Consider the following 23,361-nt stretch of genomic DNA (forward strand, 5'->3'; position numbering starts at 1 on the left):
GACTTCAGATCGCGTTCGCCGCGCGCAAGCGTTCTATTGCGTTGCTATCGAGACCCAGTTCGCGCAGCACGGCTTCGGTATGCTGGCCGAGCGCGGGGACGGCATCCATGCGCGGTTCGTCCGCATCGCAAAGGCCCGGTGGATACAGCGCGGGAATCGAGCCTGCGGGTGTGCCCACGCGCGTCCAGCGTTGACGCGCTTCGAGTTGCTCGTGTTTCCACACATCGTGCATGTCGTTCATGCGCGCGTTCGCGATGCCCGCTTCCTCCAGCCTTTCGATGACCTGCGCCGCGCTCGATGAAGCGAACGCATTGACGATGATGCGAGTCAGTTCATCTCGATGCTGCGTGCGCCGGCTGTTTGCGCAGAAGCGCTCGTCGTCCGCAAGCGCGGGCTGGCGGATCACGATCTCGCAGAACTTCTTCCATTCGCGTTCGTTTTGCAGGCCGAGCATCACCGTTTTGCCATCGCCCGCCTGGAACGGACCATATGGAAAGATGGTCGCGTGCGATGCACCCGCCTGTCGCGGCGGCGTCTGCCCGTCGATGGCGTAGTAGAGCGGATAGCTCATCCACTCGACCATGCTTTCGAACATGGAAATGTCGATGCGCTTGCCGCGCCCCGTTTTGCCACGTTCGATGAGCGCAGCGAGAATATTGGAGTAGCCATACATGCCGGCGGCGATATCGGCGATGGAGCAGCCCGCTTTGGCGGGTTCGCCCTCCGAACCCGTGATGCTGAGAAAGCCCGATTCGCTCTGGATCAGCAAGTCATAGGCTTTCTTGTCGCGCAGCGGGCCATCGGAGCCATAACCGGAGATATCGCATACGATGAGACGCGGATGGCGGTCCTTCAACGTGTCGTAATCGAGGCCGAGCCTTTGTGTCGCGCCGGGCGCGAGATTCTGCACGAAGACATCGGCATCGGCGAGCAGCTTGTGCACGACATCGATCGCCTCCGGATGCTTGACGTCCAGCGTCACGCTTTCCTTCGAGCGATTCGTCCAGACGAAATGGGAGGCCAGCCCCGAGACGCGCTCGTCATAGTTGCGGGCGAAGTCGCCCGTTCCGGGACGCTCGATCTTGATGACGCGCGCACCGAGGTCGGCGAGCTGACGCGTGCAGAAGGGCGCGGCGATCGCATGCTCGAACGTGACGACCTTGATGCCTTGCAACGGACGCATGGCGAGCCTCCTCAGAACGAGCGCGGCAGCCCGAGTATATGTTCGGCGACGTACGCGAGAATCAGGTTGGTCGAGATGGGTGCGACCTGATAGAGACGTGTCTCGCGGAACTTGCGTTCGACATCGTATTCGGCCGCGAAGCCGAAGCCGCCGTGGAATTGCAGACACGCATTGGCCGCTTCCCATGATGCATCGGCGGCGAGCAGCTTGGCCATATTGGCCTGTGCGCCACAGTGCTTGTGCGCGTCGAAGAGTTCGCACGCCTTGAAGCGCATCAGGTTCGCCGCCTCGACGTTCACGAACGCGCGCGCGATCGGAAACTGCACACCCTGATTCTGGCCAATTGGACGCCCGAACACGACGCGATCCTTCACGTACTCCGAGACTTTGTCGATGAACCAGTAACCATCGCCGATGCATTCCGCCGCGATCAGCGTGCGCTCCGCATTCAGGCCGTCGAGAATGTACTTGAAGCCCATGCCTTCCTCGCCGATCAGGTTCTCGGCGGGAATTTCCAGGTTGTCGAAGAAGAGCTCGTTGGTTTCGTGATTGACCATGTTGAGGATCGGTTGCACCGTCAGGCCATTGCCGATCGCCTCGCGCAGATCGACGATGAAGATCGACATGCCCTCGCTCTTCTTCTTGACGTCCGCGATCGGCGTGGTGCGCGCGAGCAGGATCATGAGATCGGAATGCTGCACGCGCGAGATCCAGACCTTCTGGCCGTTGATCACATAGCGGTCGCCTTTCTTTTCCGCGGTCGTCTTGATCTTCGTCGTGTCGGTGCCGGTGGTCGGCTCGGTGACGCCCATCGATTGCAGACGCAGTTCGCCGGATGCGATCTTCGGCAGATAGCGTTGCTTCTGCTGCGCCGACCCGTGACGCAGCAGCGTGCCCATGTTGTACATCTGGCCATGACACGCGCCCGAATTGCCGCCCGATCGATTGATCTCTTCCATGATGACGGAGGCTTCCGTCAGCCCGAGACCCGAGCCGCCGTATTCCTGCGGAATCAGTGCGGCGAGCCAGCCGGCTTTCGTGAGTGCGTCAACGAACGCTTCGGGATAACCGCGCGCTTCATCGATCTTGCGAAAATATTCGCCGGAGAACTGGCCGCAAAGATCGCGCACGGCCTCGCGAATGTCCTGATAAGCGTCGGGTGTGGTTTCGATCATGGTCTGTGTGGCGATCAGGGTCAGGCAAGCGTGGCGCGCGCAGTCATGCCGAGCCATCCTTCGTGGTCCTTCGACCAGAGTTCGACGCTCTTGCCATCGGCCGACGTCTGGCCGCACAAGTGCAGCGCGTTGCCCGCGAAGCACGGACGCTGCGCCTTGAACGAGAATTCGAGGACGGTGGCATCGGGCAACCGTCGGCGCAACAGATCCATCAACAGCGTCGCGATGAGCGGTCCATGCACGACGAGACCGGGATAGCCTTCGACCTGTGTCACATAAGGCTTGTCGTAATGAATGCGATGCCCGTTGAAGGTGAGCGCGGAATAGCGCAGCAGCAGGACTTCGTCGGGCACGATATCGCGCTGCCATTGCGCTTCGGACGGCGCGGCGTTCGGAGCGGGCGCTGGTGCGCCGGGCACAGCGGGCTCACGGTACACGATGTCGTGCTCTTCCTCTATCGCGACGATATCGCCTGAGCAAATACGATGCCCGACCGTCACGAAACCGAGCTTGCCCGTACGTCCGCGTTTCTCCTTGATATCGAGAATCGTCGATTCGCGCGTGATGTTCGCACCCACGATCACCGGTGCGGGAAAGCGCAGCCTTCCGCCCGCCCACATGCGCCGCGGCAGACCGAGATCGGGAAGGAAGCCGCCCTTGCGCGGATGACCATCTTCCGCAATCAGCGATTGCTTCGTTATCGGCCTGAAGAAGATCCAGTGCCACAAGGGCGGGAGCGCATCGCCTTCGCGCGGCGCGGCATCGTAATCGAGCGTGGCGGCGAGGGCCGCGACGGAAGTCGGCGCGACGATATCGGCGGCGCTATCCGTGCGCGTTTTGATTGACGCCAGCGAATCATGCATTGTGTCGTCTCCATGGCTGACATGAGCCAGCTAATTCTTGTTGGACACGGAGACTTTAAGCAAATGCGGAGGAGAGTGGAAATATCAGTTTCATGTGCCGGGCATAGGATGATCCTATCGCGGCATTATTTCCTGCGGAGTACGCGATCAATCGCGCGAACGCTGTCCGCGCGGTGAATCGCGTTCACATGATTCGCGGATCAGCGATATGAACCCGCGTACTTCTGCACCGGCGCGAGATTGTCTTTGGTCACGAAGCTCGGACCGGAGCTGACGGTCGATCCCGTATAGACGGGCTTGAGGTCATACTTGGCGAGACGCGCCGCGACCTTCTTGTCGTCCTTCAATGCCGCGACGATACGCGCCGTGTCCGTGGTCTTGTCGCGAATCGAAATGGCCATTGCCGCGACCGAGAGATAACCCTGCAGATACGGCTGCTGATCGATCGCGAACGCGATCTTGCCGCCTTGTATCGCTTTCAGGATGTCGGGCGAAAGGTCGAAAGTCGCCACGTAGACCTTGCCCGTCAGGCCGGCGTCGTTGATGCCGCGCAGCACGCCGGTCGCCTGATCGGGACCGAGCGCGAGGATTGCCTGCGTGTCCGGATGCGCGCGCAGATAGGCCGCGACCTTGCTCTGAATCACAGTCGGGTCTTCGCCGCTATCCATCGTCGACTTCTTGTAGTCGGCGCCGATCGCATCGGCGAAACCCTTGCAGCGATCCCACAAAGCCTGAATGTCCGCGCCATGATTCACGCACAGGAAGTTATGCACGCCCGCCGCTTTCGCGCGCTCGCCGGCGGCCTTGCCCGCGTCGTATTCGGGCTGGCCGATATGCATGATCGCGCCGAGCTTCATGCCCGCTTCAGGGCCGCCGTTGATCGTCACGATGGGAATGTGCTTCGCCTTCACCCCGGTCAGTCCCTTCTGGATCATCTCGTAGTTCGGCACCGTGGTGATCACGCCGGAGTAGTTGCGCGCCGCGGCCTGTTCGAGAATGCGCACCATGTCGCCGGTATCGCCCGATGGCGGATTGCGGTAATCAACCGGCACGTTGAAGTCCTCGCTTGCGTCGCGCATGCCGTTCTTCACGGTGTTCCACCACACGTTCGAATCCGATCCATGACTGACCAGAACGAAGCGTTCGTCGGCGGATGCCGGTGCGGAAGCGGCGAAACCTGACACGAGAGCGAGCGCCGCGCACAGGGCGGACACGCGATGAGCAATACGGTTCATGGGGTTGTCTCCTGGACGGCAATTTCTATTGAATCGATGCACGAGCGATTCTTTTTCCGCCCTTGTCTGCATTCGATGGCTAGAATTTAGTTGATCGACTTTCCGCTCTCAAACGGTTTATTGAGGACTTTTCTTCAAAAGGACGCTCCGTGAATACCCGAAGAAAGCCTACGATGGACGACGTCGCCAAGGCCTCAGGCGTGAGTTATTCGACGGTCGAACGCGTGCTGAACGGACGCGGCGGCGTGGCGCGCGAAAAGGAGTCGCGCGTGCTGGAAGCGGCGCGCAAGCTCAAGATCGACCGCGCGCTCGACGAGGTGTCGGTGCGCTGGCTGCGCATCGCCATCCTCACGCAGAAGCCGACATCGCCTTACTACGTCGCGTTGCGGCAGGGCTTCGAGCTCGCGCAGAAGTCGTTCGAAACGCATCGCGTGGTGTGTCATCTGACGTTCTTCGACGACCTCGAACCGAAGTCGCTCGCCACCGTCATCAATCGCGCGTCGCAGAAAGCGGACGGGATGATCCTCATCGCGTATGAGCATCCCGTCGTCGTTGATGTGGTGTCGCGCATCGCGCGCAACATTCCCGTCGTGACGCTGGCGAGCGATTTGCCCGATACGGGCCGCACGGCTTATGTCGGTATCGATAATCGCTGCGCGGGCCGCATCGCCGGCGAACTGATGGGGCGCTTTCTCGGCGAGCAGGGCGGAGAAGTGATGGTGATCTCGGGCTTGCGCACCTTTCTCGGCCATGAAGAGCGCGACGGCGCGTTTCGCTCGGTGATGCGTCGGCGCTTTCCCGCCTGCGAAGTCGTGGCGACGGTGGAGAGCCGCGAGGATGCCCAGTCGACCGAACGCCTCACGCGCGATGCGTTCAGGAAGCATTCGTCACTGCGCGGCATCTACAACTTGTCGGTCGGCGACGAAGGCATCGCGCGTGCATTGCGCTCGCTGCGCAAGGAGCACTCGACCGTTCTGATCGGTCACGAACTCACAGAGATCAGCCGCTCGCTGCTCATCGAAGGCGTGATGGATGCGGTGCTCGATCAAAGCCCGTTCGTCGAGGCGGTCCGTGCCGTCGAAGTCATACTCGGGCACTACAACCGGGGCACATCGTCGGGGCTGCCGTTGCAGACGCCCATCTCCATCTATCTTCAGGAGAATCTGCCGCCTGCCGCGTGACGCATCATTCGAATGCCGTCAATGCCATCGCGTCATGAATCCGATAACGCGCGAGCCATTTTTCCGGCAGGGTCCGAGTCCTAACATGCAATCCGTTGCAGTCAAACGAATCGCATAAGGAGTCGGAACATGTATGTCATCACTGGAATCACGGGACAAGTAGGCGGCGCGGTCGCCAGTGCGTTGTTGCAGGCGGGCGAGCCCGTTCGCGCCGTGGTGCGCGACGCGCGCAAGGGCGCTGTGTGGGCGGCGCGCGGTTGCGAAATCGCGCTCGCCGATATGACCGATGCAGACTCGCTCGCTCGCGCGTTCGAAGGCGCGCAGGCCGTGTTCATTCTCCCGCCGCCGCAATTCGATCCCGCGCCGGGATTTCCTGAAGCGCGCGAAGTGAGCGATGCAATCGTCGCCGCGGTGGCGCGCGCCCGGCCGCGCAGCATCCTGTGCCTTTCGACGATCGGCGCTCAGGCGACGCAAACCAATCTGCTCACGCAGCGCACGCTATTGGAGGAGGCATTGCGCGAGCAGGCGATTCCGGTGACGTTCCTGCGCCCCGGCTGGTTCATGGAGAACTGCGCATGGGATGTCGAAGGCGCGCGCAACGAAGGCATCGTTCACTCGTTCCTGCAACCGCTCGACCGCGCGATTCCGATGATCGCGACCGACGATATCGGGCGGCTCGCGGCGAAGCTGCTTCGGGAAACGTGGAGCGGCGCGCGCTTCGTCGAACTCGAAGGGCCGCAGCGCATCAGCCCGAACGATATCGCCGCCGCGTTTGCGGATGTGCTCGGCAAGCAAGTGCGCGCGCAGGCCGTGCCGCGCGATACGTGGGAAGGGCTGTTCACGAGCCAGGGCATGAAGAACCCCATGCCGCGCGTGCGCATGCTCGACGGCTTCAACGAAGGCTGGATCGATTTCGAAGGCAATCGCGATGAAATCGTCAAGGGCACGACGCCGTTGCGCGAGGTGATCCGCAAGCTCGTCGCGCGTTGATCGTCGCGCGTTAATCGTCGCGCGTTAATCGTCGCGCCGAAAGGGCGGCGGCATCACCAGCGCCGGATAGCCAGGATAGTGCTCGCGATGCTCGCCGCCGTGGTTCGCATGACCCGGCGCGGTGAGCACGCCGCGCGGGTCGGCGTAGCTCGATATGCGGCGCTTCGGCATCTCGTGCCACGCAATGTTGAACGCGCCGAGCTTCGGATAGAACTCCAGCTCGCTGTACGGGAGATGATCGTGGATCCACCATGCCAGTGATATCCACGAGCCGCCTTCGCGCAAACGGTCCATGTGCCACGGAATCACGATGCTCGCCATCGCGCCCATGCCGCCGTCCGCGTCGCGCCGATCCCACCCGTGGCGCGCGCGGTTGTGTTCGTTCGACGCGCAACTCAAATCGTGTTCGTTGCCGAAGCCGTTCACTTGGGACGAACGATAGCCCGAGCGAATCGCGATTCTGCCGAACGTCGCCTGCAACGGTTCGAGCAAGTGCTCGCATAACGCGCGACCCGCGGCTATCGCCAGTTCGGGATCGTCCGGCATGTTGGACATGCCCTGCATGCAAGCAATCTCGCTGAACAGGAACTCGCGCATGAAGAACGAACGCGAGAGGCGTACGCGTCCGAAGTTCTCTGCGGCTCGCACTGTGCGGGGCGTGCGCATGGCTCAGGCGATGCCGCCGGGAAACGGGAAGAAATCGCAATTGGCTGGCTGCATTGTGGGTAATCCTTCAGGCATTCATTAATGCAGCAACCGGTGGCCGCGCATCGAGCGCGACTCGGGGAAGGCGAGGGCGAGTGAAGTCGTCCCGGCGTGTGCGCGTCATTCGAGTCCTTCGGCCCGCGACGCGCACAGACGCCACGATCCAGGCTTCGGGGCGTCGGCGACTTCGCGCCACCAGCGTTCGCCGCGATGCGGCGCTTCGAGATCGAGGCGCTCGCCCATGCGCGGTGTCGCGACGCCCACGCCGCGTGCCAGCGCGAGCCCGGTCACGCGCTCGAACGGTTCCTGCCACGGATGCATCGCGAGATCGAAGGTGCCGTTGTGAATCGGCACGAGCCAGCGGCCGCGCACATCGATATGCGCCTGCACCGTTTCCTCGGGCTGCATGTGAACGTAAGGCCATTGCGGATCATATGCGCCGGTCTCGATCAGCGTGACGTCGAAAGGTCCAAGGCGCTCGCCGATCGTTCTGAAGCCGTCGAAATAACCGGTGTCGCCGCTGAAGAACACGCGCAGGTCATCGTCGGCGATCACCCACGACGCCCACAGCGTGCTGTTGCCATCGAAAAGACTGCGGCCGGAGAAGTGCTGCGCGGGCGTCGCGGTCAATGCGAGGCCATCGACTTGTGCGCTCTGCCACCAGTCGAGCTGACGCACCTTCGATGCATCGATGCCCCATTCGATCAGACGGTCGCCGACGCCCAGCGGCGTGAGAAAGACCTGCGTCGTTGCATCGAGCGCGAGCACGGTGTCGCGGTCGAGATGATCGTAGTGATCGTGCGAAAGGATCACGGCCGCGAGCGGCGGCAGATCCTCGAGAGCAATGGGCGGCGCATGAAAGCGCTTCGGGCCGACGCGTTTGAACGGCGAAGCGCGCTCGCCGAACACCGGATCGGTCAGCCAGTACGCACCGCGCAGCTTGAAGAGCAGGGTCGAATGACCGAGCCGGTACAGACTGCGGTCGGGGGCGGCGTCGAGTTGCGCGCGCGTGAGCGTATCGACGACGGGCGCCTGCGCCGGCGCCGTGTTGCGCGGCTTGTTGAGCAGCATGTTCCACATGATGCGCAAAGTTTTGCCGAAGCCCTCGACCGGCCGCGGCTTCACGTTGCGAAAGCGCTCGCCGTCATGCTGCGGCGATGCGCTCGACAACTCGCGACCGCGTTTGGCGGCGACGAGACCCAGGACACGGCTGATGCGATCGGCAAACGAAGTCATGTGACGAATCGGGACGAGAGTCCGCGGCATGAAAGTAGACTGTACAGTGTAGTTTAATTTCGAAAAAAAAGTAAACCAAGCGGTGTAAAATATCACGATGAATTCGAACGCCACTCCCCAGCGCCTGACCGACCGCAAGCGCGCCGCCATCGTCGAGGCGGCCGTGGACGAGTTCATCGCGGCCGGTTACGACGCGACCAGCATGGACCGCATCGCCGCGCGCGCGGGCGTCTCCAAGCGCACCGTCTATAACCACTTCGAGAGCAAGGAGGCGCTGTTCGCGGCGATCCTGCATCGCTTATGGGACGCGAGCGATGCGGGCGATGCGCCCGCCTACAGCGCCGATGAACCGCTGCGCGCGCAACTGCTCGCGCTGCTCACGCGCAAGCTGCGTCTGATGAACGACGAGGCATTTCTTTCGCTGGCGCGCGTCGCGATCGCGGCGGGCATTCATTCGCCGGAGCGTGCGCGGGACATGGTGGCGCGTATCGGCGAGCGCGAAGAGGACGTGACGCTGTGGATCAGGAAGGCCGCCGCAGATGGCCGCCTTGCGGTCGCCGATCCGGTGTTCGCCGGGCAGCAGTTGCACGGCATCGTGAAGGGTTTCGCCTTCTGGCCGCAAGTGACGATGGGTCAACCGCCGCTCACGAAAGCCGAACAGAAGAAAGTGGCGGAAACGGCCGCCGACATGTTTCTCGCGCGCTACGAGCACGTCCCGACGCGAAAGCGATAACTTCGCGAGTGTCGGCGACCGACCGACAGAGGTAAGCGCTTAAGTCGTCGAAGGATCGACACTGCATAGGCGGCACAAACGCGCGAAGCCTTGTAACGCAAGCACGCGGACATTTCGTCTGCAATTGGCACAGGTCATGCATGAACGAGGCGCATGGAAAGCATTTTGAACTTTCCATACCCAAGACTTCGGAGAACTGCCATGACTACGCTCGTGATAAAGGATCTACCCAGGGACGAAGAGATGGACAGCAAGGCGATGGCCCGCGTTTATGGCGGCATCATCGGAGGATGTACCGTGCTCGATCCGACCAACGTCGTCACGATGGTCCAGTCGATTGCATCGCGCATGCAGGATATTGCGCACGGCTCGAAGTGCTATTGACCGCAACGACCGGCACGCGACCCGCCACGCTACGGGAAAACGAAAATCCCCTGCAAGCCGCATGACTTGCAGGGGATTCGTTTGCACGAGCGGTACGACACCGCTCAAAGAAACATCAGTGCATCAGAACTTGTGGCGCAGGCCGACGCGCGACACGAACTGCGTGTTCGCGCCCGCATTGCCGATGAACGACGAGGACGAGCCGATCTCCGCCTGCACCGGTACGCCGCGGTTCTCACCCGAGGCCTTCTGGTAGGCGCCGATCACGTACACGTCGGTGCGCTTGGACAGCGCGTAATCGATCACGCCGTTGATCTGATGCCACCGGCCATCGAAGTTGCCGCCGAGGTCCGAGAACGTGTAGCCGAGACCCGCGCTCAACGCCGGCGTGAATGCATACTTGCCGCCGATTTCATAGTTGTTGAGCGTCGACGAAGCCGCCGTGATCGGCTCGAACTTCGTGTGCGTCCAGTTCGCCCAGACCGTCGCGGCGGCGATCATGTAACGCGCGCCGACGCCGAAGGTTTCGAGGTCGCGCAAGCCGCCCGTGTTCACGTTGGCGATGCTCACGCTGAACGGCGGCGTCGCGCCATTCGGGAAGCGGATGTTGGTGTACGCCGCGCCGATGCCGAACGGACCTTGCGCGTAGTTCAAACCAAAGCTGTACGCGCTCGACGAACCTTGCACCGCCGTCGCGCCCGTGCCCGTCGTGGGCGAGCCCGCGAAGTTCGTCGAGTTCGAGAAGCCGTACATCGCGCCGAAGGTCACGCCGTAGAAATTCGCGCTGCTGAACTTGACCGAGTTGTTGATGCGGCTCGAGGTCAGCTGGTCCAGATCGTTGATGTGATACGCGTAGTTGCCGGCGGGCGTCTGGCTGCCCATCGTGTAGCTGCCGCCGAGGTAATCGGTCGAGAACGAGTATTGGCGACCGAAGGTCAGCGAGCCGTATTCGTTCTTCGAAAGGCCCACATAAGCCTGACGGCCGAACAGCGCGCCGCCCTGGCCGAGCGTGCCGTCGCCGCTGTTGAAGCCGCTTTCCAGCACGAAGATCGTCTTGAGACCGCCGCCCAGATCTTCCGTGCCGCGCAGGCCCCAGCGGCTGCCTTGCGCGACGCCGTCGGCGTACTTCACGACGCTGTCGTGGCCATTGGCCGTCGCGACCTTGTTCGCATACGTGATACCGGCGTCGATGACGCCGTACAGCGTGACGCTGCTCTGCGCGTGCGCCGCGATGCCGAACATGCCGAGAACCGCCGCCGCTACGATGTGCTTCTTCATTCTTCTTTTCCTTGGTGTTGTCCGCTTCATGCGGATGCCGCTCGACGCGGCTCGATTGAGGACGACGCGGCTTGGTCAAAGCGCGAGCGCGCACGTCCCGGCTTCGCGCGAGATGGCGCAAAGGTCGAGTGCTTCGCGATGTGCATGGCACTTGGCGAACGGGACGATATCCCGCAGCCCGATGAACGCAGAAGAGTAACGTTGCCGCAGCGCCTCAGGGCCTGTGAACCGACGCTATAGCTGCTGGAATATAGCGTGTCGTCAGGCATTGGTAAATTTGCTTTATGACAGTTGTAGTATTTCTTCCACAGCATTGTCACGAAGCCAATGTCTGGTTTCGGTGTCAATCGTGCAACTAACCGTCGATCGCGCAACGTACCTTCGAACAGGCCCGAACATTGCATCGACGACATTCCCACGCGAACTCATGGAGCCGCCATGCCCGAGCACAGACATCCGGACGCATGCCGAATCGGCGTCGCCTTCATCGAAGCGCAACTGACGACGCTCGTCGCCTATGCGAGCCTGCTGCACGACTGGATCGAGCGCGGTGCGCCGCCGCCGGACTTCGCGAAAGCGCAGCCGTTACTCGCGCGCACGCGTTCGGACAGGCAAGCCCACGCGCATGGCGACGACGGCATGCCGACCAAGACTCCGCCGCCCGAAGACACGCTCTCGTGGCCGTCGTTCGATACGGCCGACAAGCGCATCGCGTTCGCGCTGATCGTGCCGTGCACGAACGCGATACTCGCGGTCGCCGAATACTTCGATATTCATCGGTTGTCGGCGTCGCGCGCGCCCGAAGTGCAATTTCTGATGCGCCTGCGCGATGCCGCCGTGAACGGCAATGTCTTCGCGCTCGGTGGCGACGACTACATGCCGCATGCCGCGTATGCGGGCCTGATCGTCGATCACTCGCTCGACGGCACCCTGCTTTTCAGCGACGGAGTCAAGCCCGGCCTGATGGAGTTCGGCGATACGGTCGGGCTGCTTCACGATCTGCAGAGGCTCCTGAAGAGCATGCAGTCGATCATCAGCGGAGGTGACGCCGGATGAGTCAGCCCGCGTCGCTTGCAGCGCGTTCCTGTCCGGGCGTCCTCGCGAAGAGCTGCTTGTAGCAGCGCCCGAGATGCGACGCGCTCGCAAAGCCGCATTGCATCGCGACATCGAGCAGGGAGAGCGACGACTCGCGAATCAGCTTCTGTGCGGCCTTCAACCGCAGTTCCAGATAGAACTGCGAAGGCCTCACGTTGAAGTGTTTGATCCACATGCGTTCGAAAGTGCGTGGCGAGATTCCCGCGAGCGACGCGATGGTTTTCATCGGAATGGGACGTTCGATGTTCTGTTCCATCAACGTGACCGCATGCACGATGCGCCGGTCCTCCACGCCATAGCGCCACTGGATCGCCATCTTCTGGCTTTCCTGCGCGGTGCGCATGCGCGTGTGGATGAACTGATCGGCCACTTCCGCCGCGAGCTGATGCCCATGCTGACGCGCGATCAGATCGAGCATCATGTCGATGGCCGCCGTGCCGCCGCTGCACGTCATGCGATCGCCTTCGATGCAGTAGAGATCGCGGCTCACATCGAGCGATGGAAACTCGTCGGCGAGCTCCTTGAGCGCTTCCCAGTGAATCGTGCAACGGCGACGATCGAGCAGGCCAGCGCGCGCGAGGATCATCGTGCCGAGACTGATGCCGCCGAGCGTCGAGCCTTTCGCCGCATAGCGCCGCAAGAATTCGAAGACCTGCGCGTTGCGATAGTTCGAAACGCCGATGCTCGCGACGACGAACACATGGCTCAGTTCCGGCGACGACGTGATCGCGAAGTCGGGCAGCAGCGCGAAGCCCGAGCTCGACGAGACCGGCTCGCCGTCGGCGCTGATCAGATGCCAGCTATACAGTTCCTTGCCGCTCACGCGATTGGCCGCGCGCAAGGGTTCGGTGACGGAGCTGAGCGCCATCATCGAGAAATGCGGGACGAGGAAGAAGCCCATGCGTTGCGGCTTGCTTGCGTCGTGCGTGGTGGTGGAAGCGGTCGAAGCGGGCGTGCGCGCCGCCTTGACGGAACGCGCGATGGGCGGGATGTCTTTCGCGTTCATACGTCAGACGTGACGCGCGAGCACGAGATCGAGCAGCGGCGTCAGGGCGGCGTCTTTCACATCGAGTACGTCGATGCTGTCTTCGAGATCGCGCGCGAAACTCGTAACGCGGGCGGCGTCGGCGAAGGCGCGGAACTTCGCGCGGATCGCCTCTTCGCCGAGCGGCAAATCGGGATCGCCGAGCGCTTGCGTCGGACCCGACTCGAAGAGCCGTCCATCGAATAGTTCGATGCTCATCTCCGCAATGCGCTCGTTCGGGAAGCGCGACGTGTGGTGCGCGCATTCGTCCGCGCGAATGATATGGCTCAGGCGCAGCACTTCTTCGTCATGGAGCGCGTCGCCTTGCAAGGCATCGAAGCGCACCGCGCCATGCTTCAGAGCGACGGCCACCGGAAACAGCAGGCTGTATTGCGCTTCTTCGGTCGATGCCGGCGCGGCATGCGCGAGCCGCGTCGCGTGATGGAACGTACGGACGTTCACCGCGCGAACCTGCTCGCTCGTGAAGCCGTGCTTCGACCTGAGCGCGAGCGCGGCGTCAATCGCGGGATGCGCCCACCTGCAGACCGGTTGCGGTTTGAAGTATTGCTCCATGATGCGCCAGCGTTCGCCGAGATCGCTCCAGAGATTGCGGGTTTCTTCCTGCTCGATGGTGAGGGCCGGTCCGCCCGTGAAGCCGCGCTGCGCGAGAAAGCCCGCGGAAAGGCCCGCCATGCAGCCCCAGCCGGAACCGTCCTTCACCATCGTCGGATGGTCGATGCAGCGCATCATCTGACTGCGCGGCCCGTGATACTCCGCGATGCCGAGCGCCTCGCGCGTCTGCCGCATGTCGAGCGGCAACACGCGCGCGGCGAGCGCCGCCGCAGCCAGGGCGTTCCATGCGCCCGACGTATGATAATCGCAGGCGCTCGCATGCAACGCAATGCCCGCGCGCGTGCCGAGTTCATAGCCGAGCGCGACGCACGCGAGGAATTCGCGGCCCGTCATGTCGCGCCGGATATCCGCGAGCGCGAGCAATGCGGGCAGCACCGCGACGCCCACGTGGCCCTTGGTTTGCGCGTGACCGTCGTGGCCGTCGCAGCTGTCGATGGTCATCGCACCCGCGAGTCCCGCGCCGAGAGGACTCGCGATGCGGCCATCGAACAACATGCGCGAACGCAGCGTGCCGGCCGCGAAGAACTCGGCCGCATGATCGTGCGCGATGCGCGACAGTTCGGTGTTTCTGCCCGCGAGCGCGACGCCGAGCAGGTCGAGCGCGCACAGCTTCGCTTGCCGGACGACTTGCGGCGGCAGCGCCTCGAAGCTCAGTTCGTGAATGAACGCGATGGCCGATGCGCCCATGCATCACGCTCCCGTGTAATTGGGCGCGCGACGTTCGAAGGTCGCCGCAATCGCCTCGCGATGATCCGCCGTGCGATGCGCGATGCCCTGAAACGCCGCGGACATTTCCAGCAGACTCGGCAGATCCATACGTTGCCCTTCGCGCACGAGACGTTTCGACATGCGCAGGATATCGGGTGCGTTGCCCGCGATTTCGCGCGCGAGCGAGAGGGCGGTGTCCATCAACTGTGCATCGGGCACGACTTGCGACACGAGGCCCCATTGTTCGGCGCGCTTCGCATCGATCGCGCGGCCGGTGAAGATCATCTCGTTGGCGCGCGAAAGACCGACCGCGCGCGGCAGCAGCCACGCGCCGCCATCGCCCGGAATGATGCCGACCTTCGCGAAACTCTCTGCAAACAAGGCACTTTCTCCCGCGATGCGGATATCGCACATCAGCGCGAGATCGCAGCCCGCGCCATGCGCGGGACCGTTGACGGCTGCGATGACCGGCACGTCGAGCTCATGAAACGCGCGCGGAATGCGCTGAATGCCGCGCCGGTAGTTCTCGCGAATCTGCGCGGAGCTGCCGGAGAACGTGCCGACTTCGTCGCGCATGTGCTTGATGTTGCCGCCCGACGAGAACGCCGGACCCGCGCCCGTCAGTACGATGGCGCGCACCGACATGTCGCCCTGCGCGCGTTCGAGACACGCGACGATGGCATCGACGACTTCCTTTTCCGTGATCGCGTTGCGTGTCTCCGGACGATTCAGCGTCATGGTGACGATGTGTCCGTCTTGTTGATACAGCACGGGTTCGCTCATTGCGGGGCTCCTGACAGCATGCTTTGATAAACGGGTCCGGCGAGTTCGTGGCGCAGCACCTTGCCGCTCGGATTCAGCGGCAGCCTCTCGACGAAGAAGATCTTCTTGGGCCGCTTGTAGGGCGCGAGATCATCGCCTGACTTGCAGAAGGCGACGATATCGTCCTCCGTCAAGGTCGCCACACTGCGTACGATGAACGCCGTCACCGCTTGTCCCCACTTCTCGTCCGGCACGCCGATCACCGCAGCTTCCTGCACGCCGGGGCAGTGGTACAGCACTTCCTCGATCTCGCGCGGATAGATGTTCTCGCCGCCCGACACGATCATGTCGTCGGCGCGGCCCTGGAAATGAAAGTAGCCCGCTTCGTCGACGCTGAACAGATCGCCTGTATAGAGCCAGCCCGACTTGAACTTCTTGTCGGTCTCCACCGGATTGTTCCAGTAGCCCGATGCGAGCTGCGGTCCTTTCACGATCAACTGCCCGACTTCGCCGGCCGCGACGGTTTCGTCGGGTGGCACGACGCTTTGCGGATCGTTGCGAATCACGCGGCATGTGCTGATGAGCGTGGGCTTGCCGCACGAACCGAGATACGTGAGCGCGTCGCGCGGATGCAGCAGCAGCGTGAGACTCGCTTCGGTCATGCCGTAGCCGTTGAAAATGTTCGGGCAGAATTCGTCGATGACGCGCTGCATCGTTCGTGCGGGAATCGCCGCGCCGCCGGTGGTGATCATGCGCAGGCTGTGCATGTCGATGGCGGCGAAGTCCGGGTGGAACAGCATGTCCTGAATCTGCGTCGGCACCGCGAACAGCGTCGTGATGCCGTAGTGCGCGATGGCTCGCAGCGTCGCGAGCGGTTCGTAACGCGGCAGGATCACGTTGTGCGCGCCGACCATCAGGTGCGGCACGAAGTACGCCTGCATCCCGCCGACGTGATAAAGCGGCGCGATATGCAAGGCCGCGTCCGTGCTCGTGAGGCTGTACTCCATCACGCAGTTCGTCGCGATGGAGACATCGTTGCCGTGCGTGTGGATCGCGCCTTTCGGGCGGCCCGTGGTGCCGGACGTGTAGACGAGCGCGGAGATATCGCCGGGTTGCAGGCGTGGAAGCGGCGCGTCGAGTTGCGCGACGCGTTCGATCAACGCATCGAACGAATGATGATGCGAAGGCATGTCCGCACCGCCGTTCACGCACACATACGTGCGCAGATCGGGCAACACACGCTCGATCTTCGTGACGACGGGCAGCATCGTGTCGTCATAGATCAGCGCGCGTGCGCCCGCATCGCGCAGAATGAACGCGGCTTCGTTGGACGAGAGACGGAAGTTCATCGGCACGGCGATGGCGCCGAGCAACTGGCACGCCATGTACGCGGTCGGCGTCGCGTCGGAGGTCTTTTGCAGAATGGCGACGCGATCCATCTGGCGCACGCCGAGATCGAACAGCGCTTGCGCAAGACGGCGCACGCGCGCGTTCCATTGCGCATATGTGAAGGTGACGGCGCCGCAGGTCAGCGCGGGACGGTCCGGATACTTGGAGACCGTGTTTTCGAAAAGCGACGTGATCGTGAGCATGATGCGTGTGTTGCTCTTTAGAGTGTGATGCGGATATCGGGAAGATCGCGGCCCGCGATCAGATACTTGGCGACTTCCGACGTGCCCCCGACGATGGTCAGCGCGCGCGCATCGCGATAAAGCTGCTCCGCGCGGCCGTATTCCTTGGTGAGGCCATCGCCGCCGAGAATCTGCACGGTTTCGTTGGCGCAATAGTTCGCGGTTTCGGTTGCGACGAGCTTCGCCATCGCGGCTTCCTTCATCAACGCCTTGCCGTCGGCGCCCGCGTCGTACATCTTCGTCGCGCGATAAGTGATGAGTTCCGCTGCGTCGATGCGCCAGCTCATCTGCGCGACCTTGTCCCAGATCAGTTGCTTGCAGCCGAGCGGCTGGCCGAAGGACGTGCGCGTCTGCGCGTGCGCCTTCGCGATATCGAACGCGCTGCGCGCGACGCCGAGACCCGAGCCGCCGAGAATCGCGCGCTCGAAGTTGAACATGCCGCGCATGATGCGAAAGCCGCCGCCTTGCTCGCCCAGCAAATGATCGGCCGGGACGCGGCAATCGTCGAACTTCACTTCGCCCACGATGCAGCCGCGCCGGCCCATGAACGTGTAGTTGCGCGGAAAGCCAATTCCCTCCGCGCTCTTCGGCACGGCAACGGCGGTCATGCCGTCGCCGGTCAGTCCGTACACGATATAGACGTCCGCCACCGACGCGTTCGAGATGTAGCGCTTGAAGCCGTTGATCACCCACTCGTTGCGCGCTTCATCGAACTCGATGCGCGTCTCCATGCCCGCCGAATCGCTGCCCACGTTCGGCTCCGTCACGCAGATCGCTCCGATTGCCGTGCCTTCGAGAATGGGCCGGAGATACGTGTCGCGCAGACGCTCGCTCGCATGCCTATGCAGCGGATACGCACAGGAAAGCGCCGTTGCGATGGTCGTCTCGAACGCATAGTTGAGGTACGACGCTTCCTCGGAAAGAATGGTCGCGTGCGTGAGGCCTGGATGTTCGAGCTTGCCCTTATAGAGATCGGGGAACATCAGCTTCAGATAGCCCGCGGCGCCGAGTGCGCGCACCACATGTTTCACCGCGTCCCAGTCCTGACGGTCTTCGATATCGGCGGCGCGCGGCGCCAGCTCGCGTTGCAGAAAGTCGCGGACTTCGGTGCGAAAGGCACGGTCCGCATCGTTGAGAAGAAAATCGCGCATGGTTGTCGTTGATGTTCGTTCAGGTTCGCTGCGCGTAGATGCGCGCATCGCGCACGGTCGGCAGAAGGAAGCGCGCGCGGCGGAGCGCCTCGTAATCGAGCTCGCCGATGACGAGACCTTCGTCCTCGCCCGCAGCCTGTGCGATGGTCTTGCCGAAGGGATCGAGAATGCGCGAGCCGCCCCAGAAGGTCATCATGCCTTCGGTGCCTACGCGATTCGCCATCACGATCGGTACGCCGTAGGTGAGCGCATAAAAGCGCAGATTGATGTCCCATCCCGATGGATTGTCGAAACCTTCGCCCACGGCTTCACGCGCCGAACTGATCGGTGCGGCGAGCAGCGTGACGCCTTCGCACATGAGCCCGTGCACCACTGCCGGATTCCACAGGTCGTTGCAGATGGGCGTCGCCACGCGCCATGCTTCGTCGATTGCGAAGCTTTCCGGCTTCTGGCCCGCGGCGAAGTAAAGACCGTCGCGCAGCTTTCCGTATGTCGCCAGCATGGTCTTGCGATGCACGTGAACCAGCTTTCCGTTCGCCACCGTTGCCTGGCTGTTGTAGAACTGTCCGCCGGGCGCTTCCTCGATGAGCCCGAACACCACGTGCATTCCCGCGCTCGCTTCGGCAAGCTGTTTGATCGCGGGATCGTCGCGCGTCATCGCGAGACGCAGCGCGTCCTTGCCACCGCTGTGGCCGTGAAGGGAAAGCTCGGGAAAGACAAGCAGCTTGACGCCTTGCTTTCTCGCATCGGCGATAAGGTCGAGATGGCGCGCGAGATTTGCCCGCACGTCGCCGTAAGCGGTATCGGTTTGTGCGGCCGCCACTTTGATCGTGGTCATGAGTTCGATCCTTGTGCGAGGGTGCGGGTCAGATCAGCCCGGACTCTTTGAGGAACTGGTTCGCGACATCGGAGAAGGACTTTTTCTGCACGTCGACGCTCGCATTCAGGCGGGCCATCGTCGGTGCGTCGAGTTTGGCGGAGAGTGCGTTGAGCAGCGGGCCGAGCGTCGGGTTGGCGTCGAGCGTCGCCTTGCGGATGACCGGCGTCAGCGCGTAAGAAGGGAAGTAGCCCTTGTCGTCCTTCAGCAAGACGAAGTTGAACGCGGGCACCCGGCCGTCCGTTGCGAACACGAGCGCGACATTCACCTGACGATCTTTCAGCGCCTGATACGTAAGGCCCGTGTCCATGCGCTTCACGTCGCCCTGGCTGAATTCGAAACCGTACTGCTTCTGCAGCGGGCGCAGACCGTCGGGGCGTGCGTAGAACTCCGAGTTGCAGGCGAACGTCAGTTCCTTGCCGTCCTTGAGCGCCTTCGCGAGATCGCTCATCGTGACGATACCGAGCTTCTTCGCTTCGTCCTGATTCATCGCGAAAGCATACGTGTTGTTCGCCTTCGACGGATTCAGCCACACGAGACCCTTGGCTGCGTCGAGTTCCTTGACCTTCTTGTAGGTATCCTCGGGCGAGAGGCGGTCATTGATCTTGTTGTAGGTGATGAGCGAAGTGCCCGTGTATTCCCAGTACACATCCACCTGACCGTTCTCCTGCGCCTGACGCAATACGGCGCTGCCCATGCCGTCTTTCTTCGTCACGGTGAAGCCCTTCGCTTCGAGATAGCGCGTGGTCATCTCGGCCATCAACTGCTGCTCGGTGAAGTTCTTGCCGCCGACGACCACCGACGCGGCGCTTGCCGAAACGCTGGCCAAGATAGAAATAAGGAGGACGAACGATACCGCGAATAGCTTTTTCATGGTCTCTCTCAAGGTGGATGAAATCAGTTTTGCGGATTCACGCCGCGTGACACGAGCATGCGTTGCATCTGACCGATGAACGCATCGGTGAGAATCGCGAGCAGGGCGGTCGGAACCGCACCTGCGAGCAGCATGCCGAAGTCGTTCAGATCGATGCCGGTGAAGATCAGCTCGCCCAGTCCGCCTCCGCCGATCAGGAACGCGAGCGGCGCCGTGCCGACCGTGATCGCGAGCGCCGTGCGAACGCCCGCGAAGATCACATACAACGCGTTGGGAAGCTCGACGCGCCAGAGAATCTGCCAGGGCGTCATGCCCATGCCGGTCGCCGCTTCGATCAGCGCGGGTGGCACCGCGCGCAAGCCTTCATAGGTGTTGAGGGCGATCGGCAAGAGCGTCGCGACCCAGAGGCCGAAGATCGCAGGCGCCGCGCCGATGCCCATCACGCTCATCGCAAGGGCGAGTAGCGCGAGTTTCGGCACGGCCTGACCCGCATTGAGCGATTGCATGACGATGGCCGCGCCGCGTTTCTGCGAGGGACGGCTCAGATAGACGCCGGCCGGCACCGCGACGATGATCGCGAGCACGCCCGCCACCGCGACCATCATCATCATGTGCAGACCTTGATAGGCAATGTCGCTGCGATACTGGTCGATGCTTTCCCACCAGCTATCCGCATGCGCCTGGGTGCTTACGGCGGCGAGCAGCGCGATTGAAAGAGCTCGTTTCATGCACGCTCTCCCTGAGGCAGCTTCAACATATCGACGATGCGCTCCTGACTCACGTAGCCGACGAAGCGGCCATCGTCATCCACAGTCGGCATCCACGATGCGCCGCTTGCGAACATCGTCGAGACGACGGTGCGCAGATCGTCCTTCTGGCTCGCGGTGGCCTGCACGGGAAGGGCGTGCGCGGCGGTGATCGGGCCATCCAGCTTCAACAGGCGATCGATGGTGAGGTAGCCATGCGGTTTGTCGGCGGCATCGACGAGCACGATCTGCGCGACGCCGTGCTTCTCCATCATCGCCTTGGCGCGCGTGCTGTCTTCGCCGACACGCACGAGGCAGTCGGAGGCGGACAGGGCATCGCGCGCACGCAGCAGACGCAGCCGCTTCAACGCGCGATCGGTGCCGACGAATCCCGCAATGAAAGGCGTGGCCGGCCGCGCGAGAATGTGGTCCGGCGAATCGAACTGTTCGAGATGACCGTTGCGGAAGATCGCGATCTTGTCGGCCATCTTCACGGCTTCGTCGATATCGTGACTCACGAACATGATCGTCTTCTTGACCTGCTTCTGAATGCGCAGGAACTCGTCCTGAATCAATTCGCGATTGATCGGATCGATTGCGCCGAAGGGCTCGTCCATCAGCATGACGGGCGGATCGGTGGCGAGCGCGCGCGCCACGCCGACGCGTTGCGCCTGGCCGCCTGACAGATCCTTCGGGTAGCGCGTCAGATACGTGGCCGGATCGAGCGCGACGATCTCCAGCAACTCGGCCGCGCGTCGGCGCGCCTTCGTCTTGTCCCAGCCGAGCAGGGTCGGCACGACACAGATGTTCTCTTCCACGGTCATGTTGGGAAAGAGCCCGATCTGCTGAATCACATAACCGATGCGGCGGCGCAGCTCCGTCACTTCGAACTCGTCGGTGTCGCGGCCTTCGAGATAGATCTTGCCGGAAGTCGGACGCACGAGACGGTTGATCATCTTGAGCGTCGTGGTCTTGCCGCATCCCGACGGCCCGAGCAGCACGCAGATCTCGCCCGCGCCCACTTCCATGTTGATGCCGTCGACGACCGCGCTCGCGGCGCCTTCGTATCGCTTGCTGAGGTTGGAGAGCTTGATCATGGTTTATTGCGCGTGTCCGGTTTGTTTGCGAAAGCCCGTCATGGCGGTTAAGCGCAGCGCGAGACTGGCGGCGCGCGAAGGAGCGCGGAGGCCCTTCGGCGTGAGCCAGCGCTGCAACCACGAGAGACCGATATCGGCGGCGATGGCGAGCACGGAGACGAGGATCGCGCCTGCGATCAACTGCCGAGGATCCGATTGCGAAATGCCGCGGCTGATGAGCTTGCCGAGCCCGCCCGCGCCGATATACGCCGCGATCGCCGCGATGCCCACGTTGATGACCACGGCCATGCGCACGCCCGCCATGATGATCGGCAGGGCGATGGGAATCTCTACTTTGCGCAGGCGCTCCCCGGTCGTCATGCCCATGCCGCGCGCCGCTTCGCGCAAGGCCGGGTCGATGTTGGTGATCGCGGTGTAGGTGTTGCGCACGATGGGCAACTGCGAATAGAGGAACAGCGCGATGACCGTCGGCAAAAAGCCGATGCCCTGGCCGATCACGGAGAGGACCGGAATCATCAAACCGAAGAGCGCAACCGACGGAATCGTCATGATGATCGCGGCGACATACAACACGATCTTCGCGAGCTTCTCGTTGACCGTGATCGCGATGCCGAGCGGCACGCCGGTGAGAATCGCCAGACCGACGCCGACGCCGACGATCTCGATGTGCTCGCCGGTCATCCTGGCGATACTCGCCAGGTTGTCCCAGATGAAGGCAAGGGTTTCCACTATGTCTCCTGAGCTCTTTGAGAGCCATGTTTGTGTTGGGCGCTGCATGGCCTACACGATAGAGCGGAGCGAGGGCACAGGGCTAACATCGACCCGACATTGTTTGTCACAAAAGCGGCATGGCGTATGTGTGACGCCTTTTTTTGCTTTTGAATCAGCAGTCTATGAAAGTCGTTCGACTGTCTACGTTGGTCATCGTCATGCTGCGCTGCAATGTCGGCCATGCGCTCGTCCCGATGAAAAGAGGCGCGCTGCGCGCTTGTTCTTTTTGCGCCAACATAGTCGTTGAAGGCTATTTCCCTCACGAACACACGGAGAACCTCCATGCCCGCATCATCGAACGACACGCCTGTCTGGTTCATCACCGGCTGCTCGACCGGCTTCGGCCGCGAATTTGCGAGCGCGGTGATCGGTCGAGGCTGGTGCGCCGTCGAGGCACGCCGCGTTCGGTCATGTCGACGTGCTAGTGAATAACGCGGGTTTCGGTTATTTGTCCGCCGTGGAAGAGGGCGAGGACGACGAAGTGCGCGCGATGTTCGAAGCGAATTTCTTCGGCGCAGCCGCGATGATCCGCGCCGCGCTGCCGCGCATGCGCGAGCGCCGCTCGGGGCATGTGGTCAACATCACGTCGATGGGCAGTCTGGTCGGCAACCCGGGGAGTGGCTATTACGCGGCGACCAAGGTTGCAGGAGCTCGATAGATATTCGTGGTTGTACTACGCAACTTTGAGAAAAACCATGGATCGAGATCTCTGACGGCGATCGCGCCGCAGCATGACGGACGCGTCTGTTCCTACCTCCGCTTCAGTTCCGCGAAGCAGGCCGATGGAGCAAGTGCCGAAGGTCAAATGGCCTACGCCGAAGAGTGGGCCGCGCAACACAATCTTCCACTCGACGATACGCATTTCGATGCGCGACGAGCATAAGGTCACGCGTCCAGTGCCGCTGTCTCGGCCGGATGGGCCGTGAAAGGAAGACCTCGATTTCATTCGAGCAAACAAGCGAGACCGTTTAATGCTGCGTTTTGGCAGCGATTGCTCGACATCCTAGATGCAATCGAAGGGGGAAATTT

The 23,361-nt window shown here is 62.5% G+C and carries 22 protein-coding genes and 1 pseudogene; 6 read left to right on the top strand and 17 right to left on the bottom strand.

Translation table 11 applies throughout. The features are described 5' to 3' along the window. Window positions 1-4: 4 nt before the first annotated feature. From AWB79_RS09665 to AWB79_RS09680, 4 genes are all read right to left on the bottom strand, one after another. Window positions 5-1,183 (bottom strand): CaiB/BaiF CoA transferase family protein, encoded by a 1,179-nt coding sequence (locus AWB79_RS09665; protein WP_061167181.1) that lies wholly within the window; start codon window positions 1,181-1,183, stop codon window positions 5-7. A gap of 11 nt (window positions 1,184-1,194) precedes the next feature. Next, window positions 1,195-2,358, bottom strand: coding sequence for an acyl-CoA dehydrogenase family protein (locus tag AWB79_RS09670; protein ID WP_061167182.1), 1,164 nt, complete (start codon window positions 2,356-2,358; stop codon window positions 1,195-1,197). A 20-nt stretch (window positions 2,359-2,378) separates the two neighbouring features. Further along, window positions 2,379-3,221, bottom strand: a complete 843-nt coding sequence (locus AWB79_RS09675; protein ID WP_061167183.1) for an HTD2 family dehydratase — start codon at window positions 3,219-3,221, stop codon at window positions 2,379-2,381. A gap of 200 nt (window positions 3,222-3,421) precedes the next feature. Further along, on the bottom strand, window positions 3,422-4,456 hold the full coding sequence (locus AWB79_RS09680; protein ID WP_061167184.1) for a sugar ABC transporter substrate-binding protein: 1,035 nt from the start codon (window positions 4,454-4,456) through the stop codon (window positions 3,422-3,424). A gap of 173 nt (window positions 4,457-4,629) precedes the next feature. On the opposite strand from AWB79_RS09680, the gene AWB79_RS09685 reads away from it, so the two are divergent. Both AWB79_RS09685 and AWB79_RS09690 read left to right on the top strand, forming a co-directional pair. Next, the gene (locus AWB79_RS09685; RefSeq protein WP_061167185.1) at window positions 4,630-5,637 is read left to right on the top strand and encodes a LacI family DNA-binding transcriptional regulator; all 1,008 of its coding nucleotides are present in this window, start codon (window positions 4,630-4,632) and stop codon (window positions 5,635-5,637) included. A 129-nt stretch (window positions 5,638-5,766) separates the two neighbouring features. Next, window positions 5,767-6,627 carry an NmrA family NAD(P)-binding protein gene (locus AWB79_RS09690; protein ID WP_061167186.1) on the top strand — a complete coding sequence of 287 codons (861 nt, stop codon included), beginning with the start codon at window positions 5,767-5,769 and terminating at the stop codon, window positions 6,625-6,627. 24 nt (window positions 6,628-6,651) lie between these two features. Here the strand turns inward: AWB79_RS09690 and AWB79_RS09695 are convergent, their stop codons facing one another. Next, window positions 6,652-7,293: a hypothetical protein gene (locus AWB79_RS09695; protein ID WP_061167187.1), complete on the bottom strand. Its 642-nt coding sequence runs from the start codon at window positions 7,291-7,293 to the stop codon at window positions 6,652-6,654. A gap of 159 nt (window positions 7,294-7,452) precedes the next feature. Beyond that, on the bottom strand, window positions 7,453-8,568 hold the full coding sequence (locus AWB79_RS09700) for an MBL fold metallo-hydrolase (RefSeq protein WP_061167188.1): 1,116 nt from the start codon (window positions 8,566-8,568) through the stop codon (window positions 7,453-7,455). Window positions 8,569-8,665: 97 nt separating this feature from the next. On the opposite strand from AWB79_RS09700, the gene AWB79_RS09705 reads away from it, so the two are divergent. Further along, window positions 8,666-9,301, top strand: coding sequence for a TetR/AcrR family transcriptional regulator (locus AWB79_RS09705; RefSeq protein WP_061167189.1), 636 nt, complete (start codon window positions 8,666-8,668; stop codon window positions 9,299-9,301). Between the two features lie 201 nt (window positions 9,302-9,502). Beyond that, window positions 9,503-9,685, top strand: coding sequence for a hypothetical protein (locus AWB79_RS39405; RefSeq protein WP_157695724.1), 183 nt, complete (start codon window positions 9,503-9,505; stop codon window positions 9,683-9,685). Window positions 9,686-9,808: 123 nt separating this feature from the next. Here the strand turns inward: AWB79_RS39405 and AWB79_RS09710 are convergent, their stop codons facing one another. Continuing rightward, entirely contained in the window at window positions 9,809-10,963 is a 1,155-nt protein-coding gene (locus tag AWB79_RS09710) for a porin (RefSeq protein WP_061167190.1), read from the bottom strand. Window positions 10,964-11,401: 438 nt separating this feature from the next. Here AWB79_RS09710 and AWB79_RS09715 point away from each other — a divergent pair, with 438 nt between their 5' ends. Further along, a complete protein-coding gene (locus tag AWB79_RS09715) occupies window positions 11,402-12,019 on the top strand; it encodes a hypothetical protein (protein WP_061167191.1) in 618 nt (205 codons plus the stop codon). Between the two features lies 1 nt (window position 12,020). Here AWB79_RS09715 and AWB79_RS09720 read toward each other — a convergent pair whose 3' ends face one another. Genes AWB79_RS09720 through AWB79_RS09765 form a run of 10 tightly spaced genes read right to left on the bottom strand, consistent with a single transcriptional unit; the run spans window position 12,021 to window position 22,290 of the window. Further along, the gene (locus AWB79_RS09720; RefSeq protein WP_061167192.1) at window positions 12,021-13,064 is read right to left on the bottom strand and encodes a GlxA family transcriptional regulator; all 1,044 of its coding nucleotides are present in this window, start codon (window positions 13,062-13,064) and stop codon (window positions 12,021-12,023) included. Between the two features lie 3 nt (window positions 13,065-13,067). Further along, on the bottom strand, window positions 13,068-14,402 hold the full coding sequence (locus tag AWB79_RS09725; protein WP_061167193.1) for an MmgE/PrpD family protein: 1,335 nt from the start codon (window positions 14,400-14,402) through the stop codon (window positions 13,068-13,070). Between the two features lie 3 nt (window positions 14,403-14,405). After that, window positions 14,406-15,206 (bottom strand): crotonase/enoyl-CoA hydratase family protein, encoded by an 801-nt coding sequence (locus tag AWB79_RS09730; RefSeq protein WP_061167194.1) that lies wholly within the window; start codon window positions 15,204-15,206, stop codon window positions 14,406-14,408. Then, a complete protein-coding gene (locus tag AWB79_RS09735) occupies window positions 15,203-16,777 on the bottom strand; it encodes a class I adenylate-forming enzyme family protein (protein WP_061167195.1) in 1,575 nt (524 codons plus the stop codon). Before AWB79_RS09735 ends, AWB79_RS09730 begins: the two co-directional genes overlap by 4 nt. Window positions 16,778-16,794: 17 nt before the next feature. Next, a complete protein-coding gene (locus AWB79_RS09740; protein ID WP_061167196.1) occupies window positions 16,795-17,967 on the bottom strand; it encodes an acyl-CoA dehydrogenase family protein in 1,173 nt (390 codons plus the stop codon). Between the two features lie 19 nt (window positions 17,968-17,986). Continuing rightward, a complete protein-coding gene (locus tag AWB79_RS09745; protein WP_061167197.1) occupies window positions 17,987-18,805 on the bottom strand; it encodes a nitrilase-related carbon-nitrogen hydrolase in 819 nt (272 codons plus the stop codon). A gap of 28 nt (window positions 18,806-18,833) precedes the next feature. Then, window positions 18,834-19,718: a glycine betaine ABC transporter substrate-binding protein gene (locus AWB79_RS09750; RefSeq protein ID WP_061167198.1), complete on the bottom strand. Its 885-nt coding sequence runs from the start codon at window positions 19,716-19,718 to the stop codon at window positions 18,834-18,836. A 23-nt stretch (window positions 19,719-19,741) separates the two neighbouring features. Further along, entirely contained in the window at window positions 19,742-20,446 is a 705-nt protein-coding gene (locus AWB79_RS09755) for an ABC transporter permease (protein WP_061167199.1), read from the bottom strand. Continuing rightward, window positions 20,443-21,561 carry an ABC transporter ATP-binding protein gene (locus AWB79_RS09760; protein WP_061167200.1) on the bottom strand — a complete coding sequence of 373 codons (1,119 nt, stop codon included), beginning with the start codon at window positions 21,559-21,561 and terminating at the stop codon, window positions 20,443-20,445. The genes AWB79_RS09755 and AWB79_RS09760 overlap by 4 nt, the downstream gene beginning before the upstream one ends. Before the next feature lie 3 nt (window positions 21,562-21,564). Further along, window positions 21,565-22,290 (bottom strand): ABC transporter permease, encoded by a 726-nt coding sequence (locus tag AWB79_RS09765; protein ID WP_061167201.1) that lies wholly within the window; start codon window positions 22,288-22,290, stop codon window positions 21,565-21,567. A 324-nt stretch (window positions 22,291-22,614) separates the two neighbouring features. Between AWB79_RS09765 and AWB79_RS38880 the strand changes: the two are divergent. Beyond that, window positions 22,615-22,978: pseudogene (locus AWB79_RS38880) on the top strand (SDR family NAD(P)-dependent oxidoreductase); the annotation flags it as partial. Window positions 22,979-23,361: the final 383 nt, after the last annotated feature.

Source organism: Caballeronia hypogeia (genome assembly GCF_001544875.2).
In the GTDB taxonomy this organism is placed as follows: domain Bacteria; phylum Pseudomonadota; class Gammaproteobacteria; order Burkholderiales; family Burkholderiaceae; genus Caballeronia; species Caballeronia hypogeia.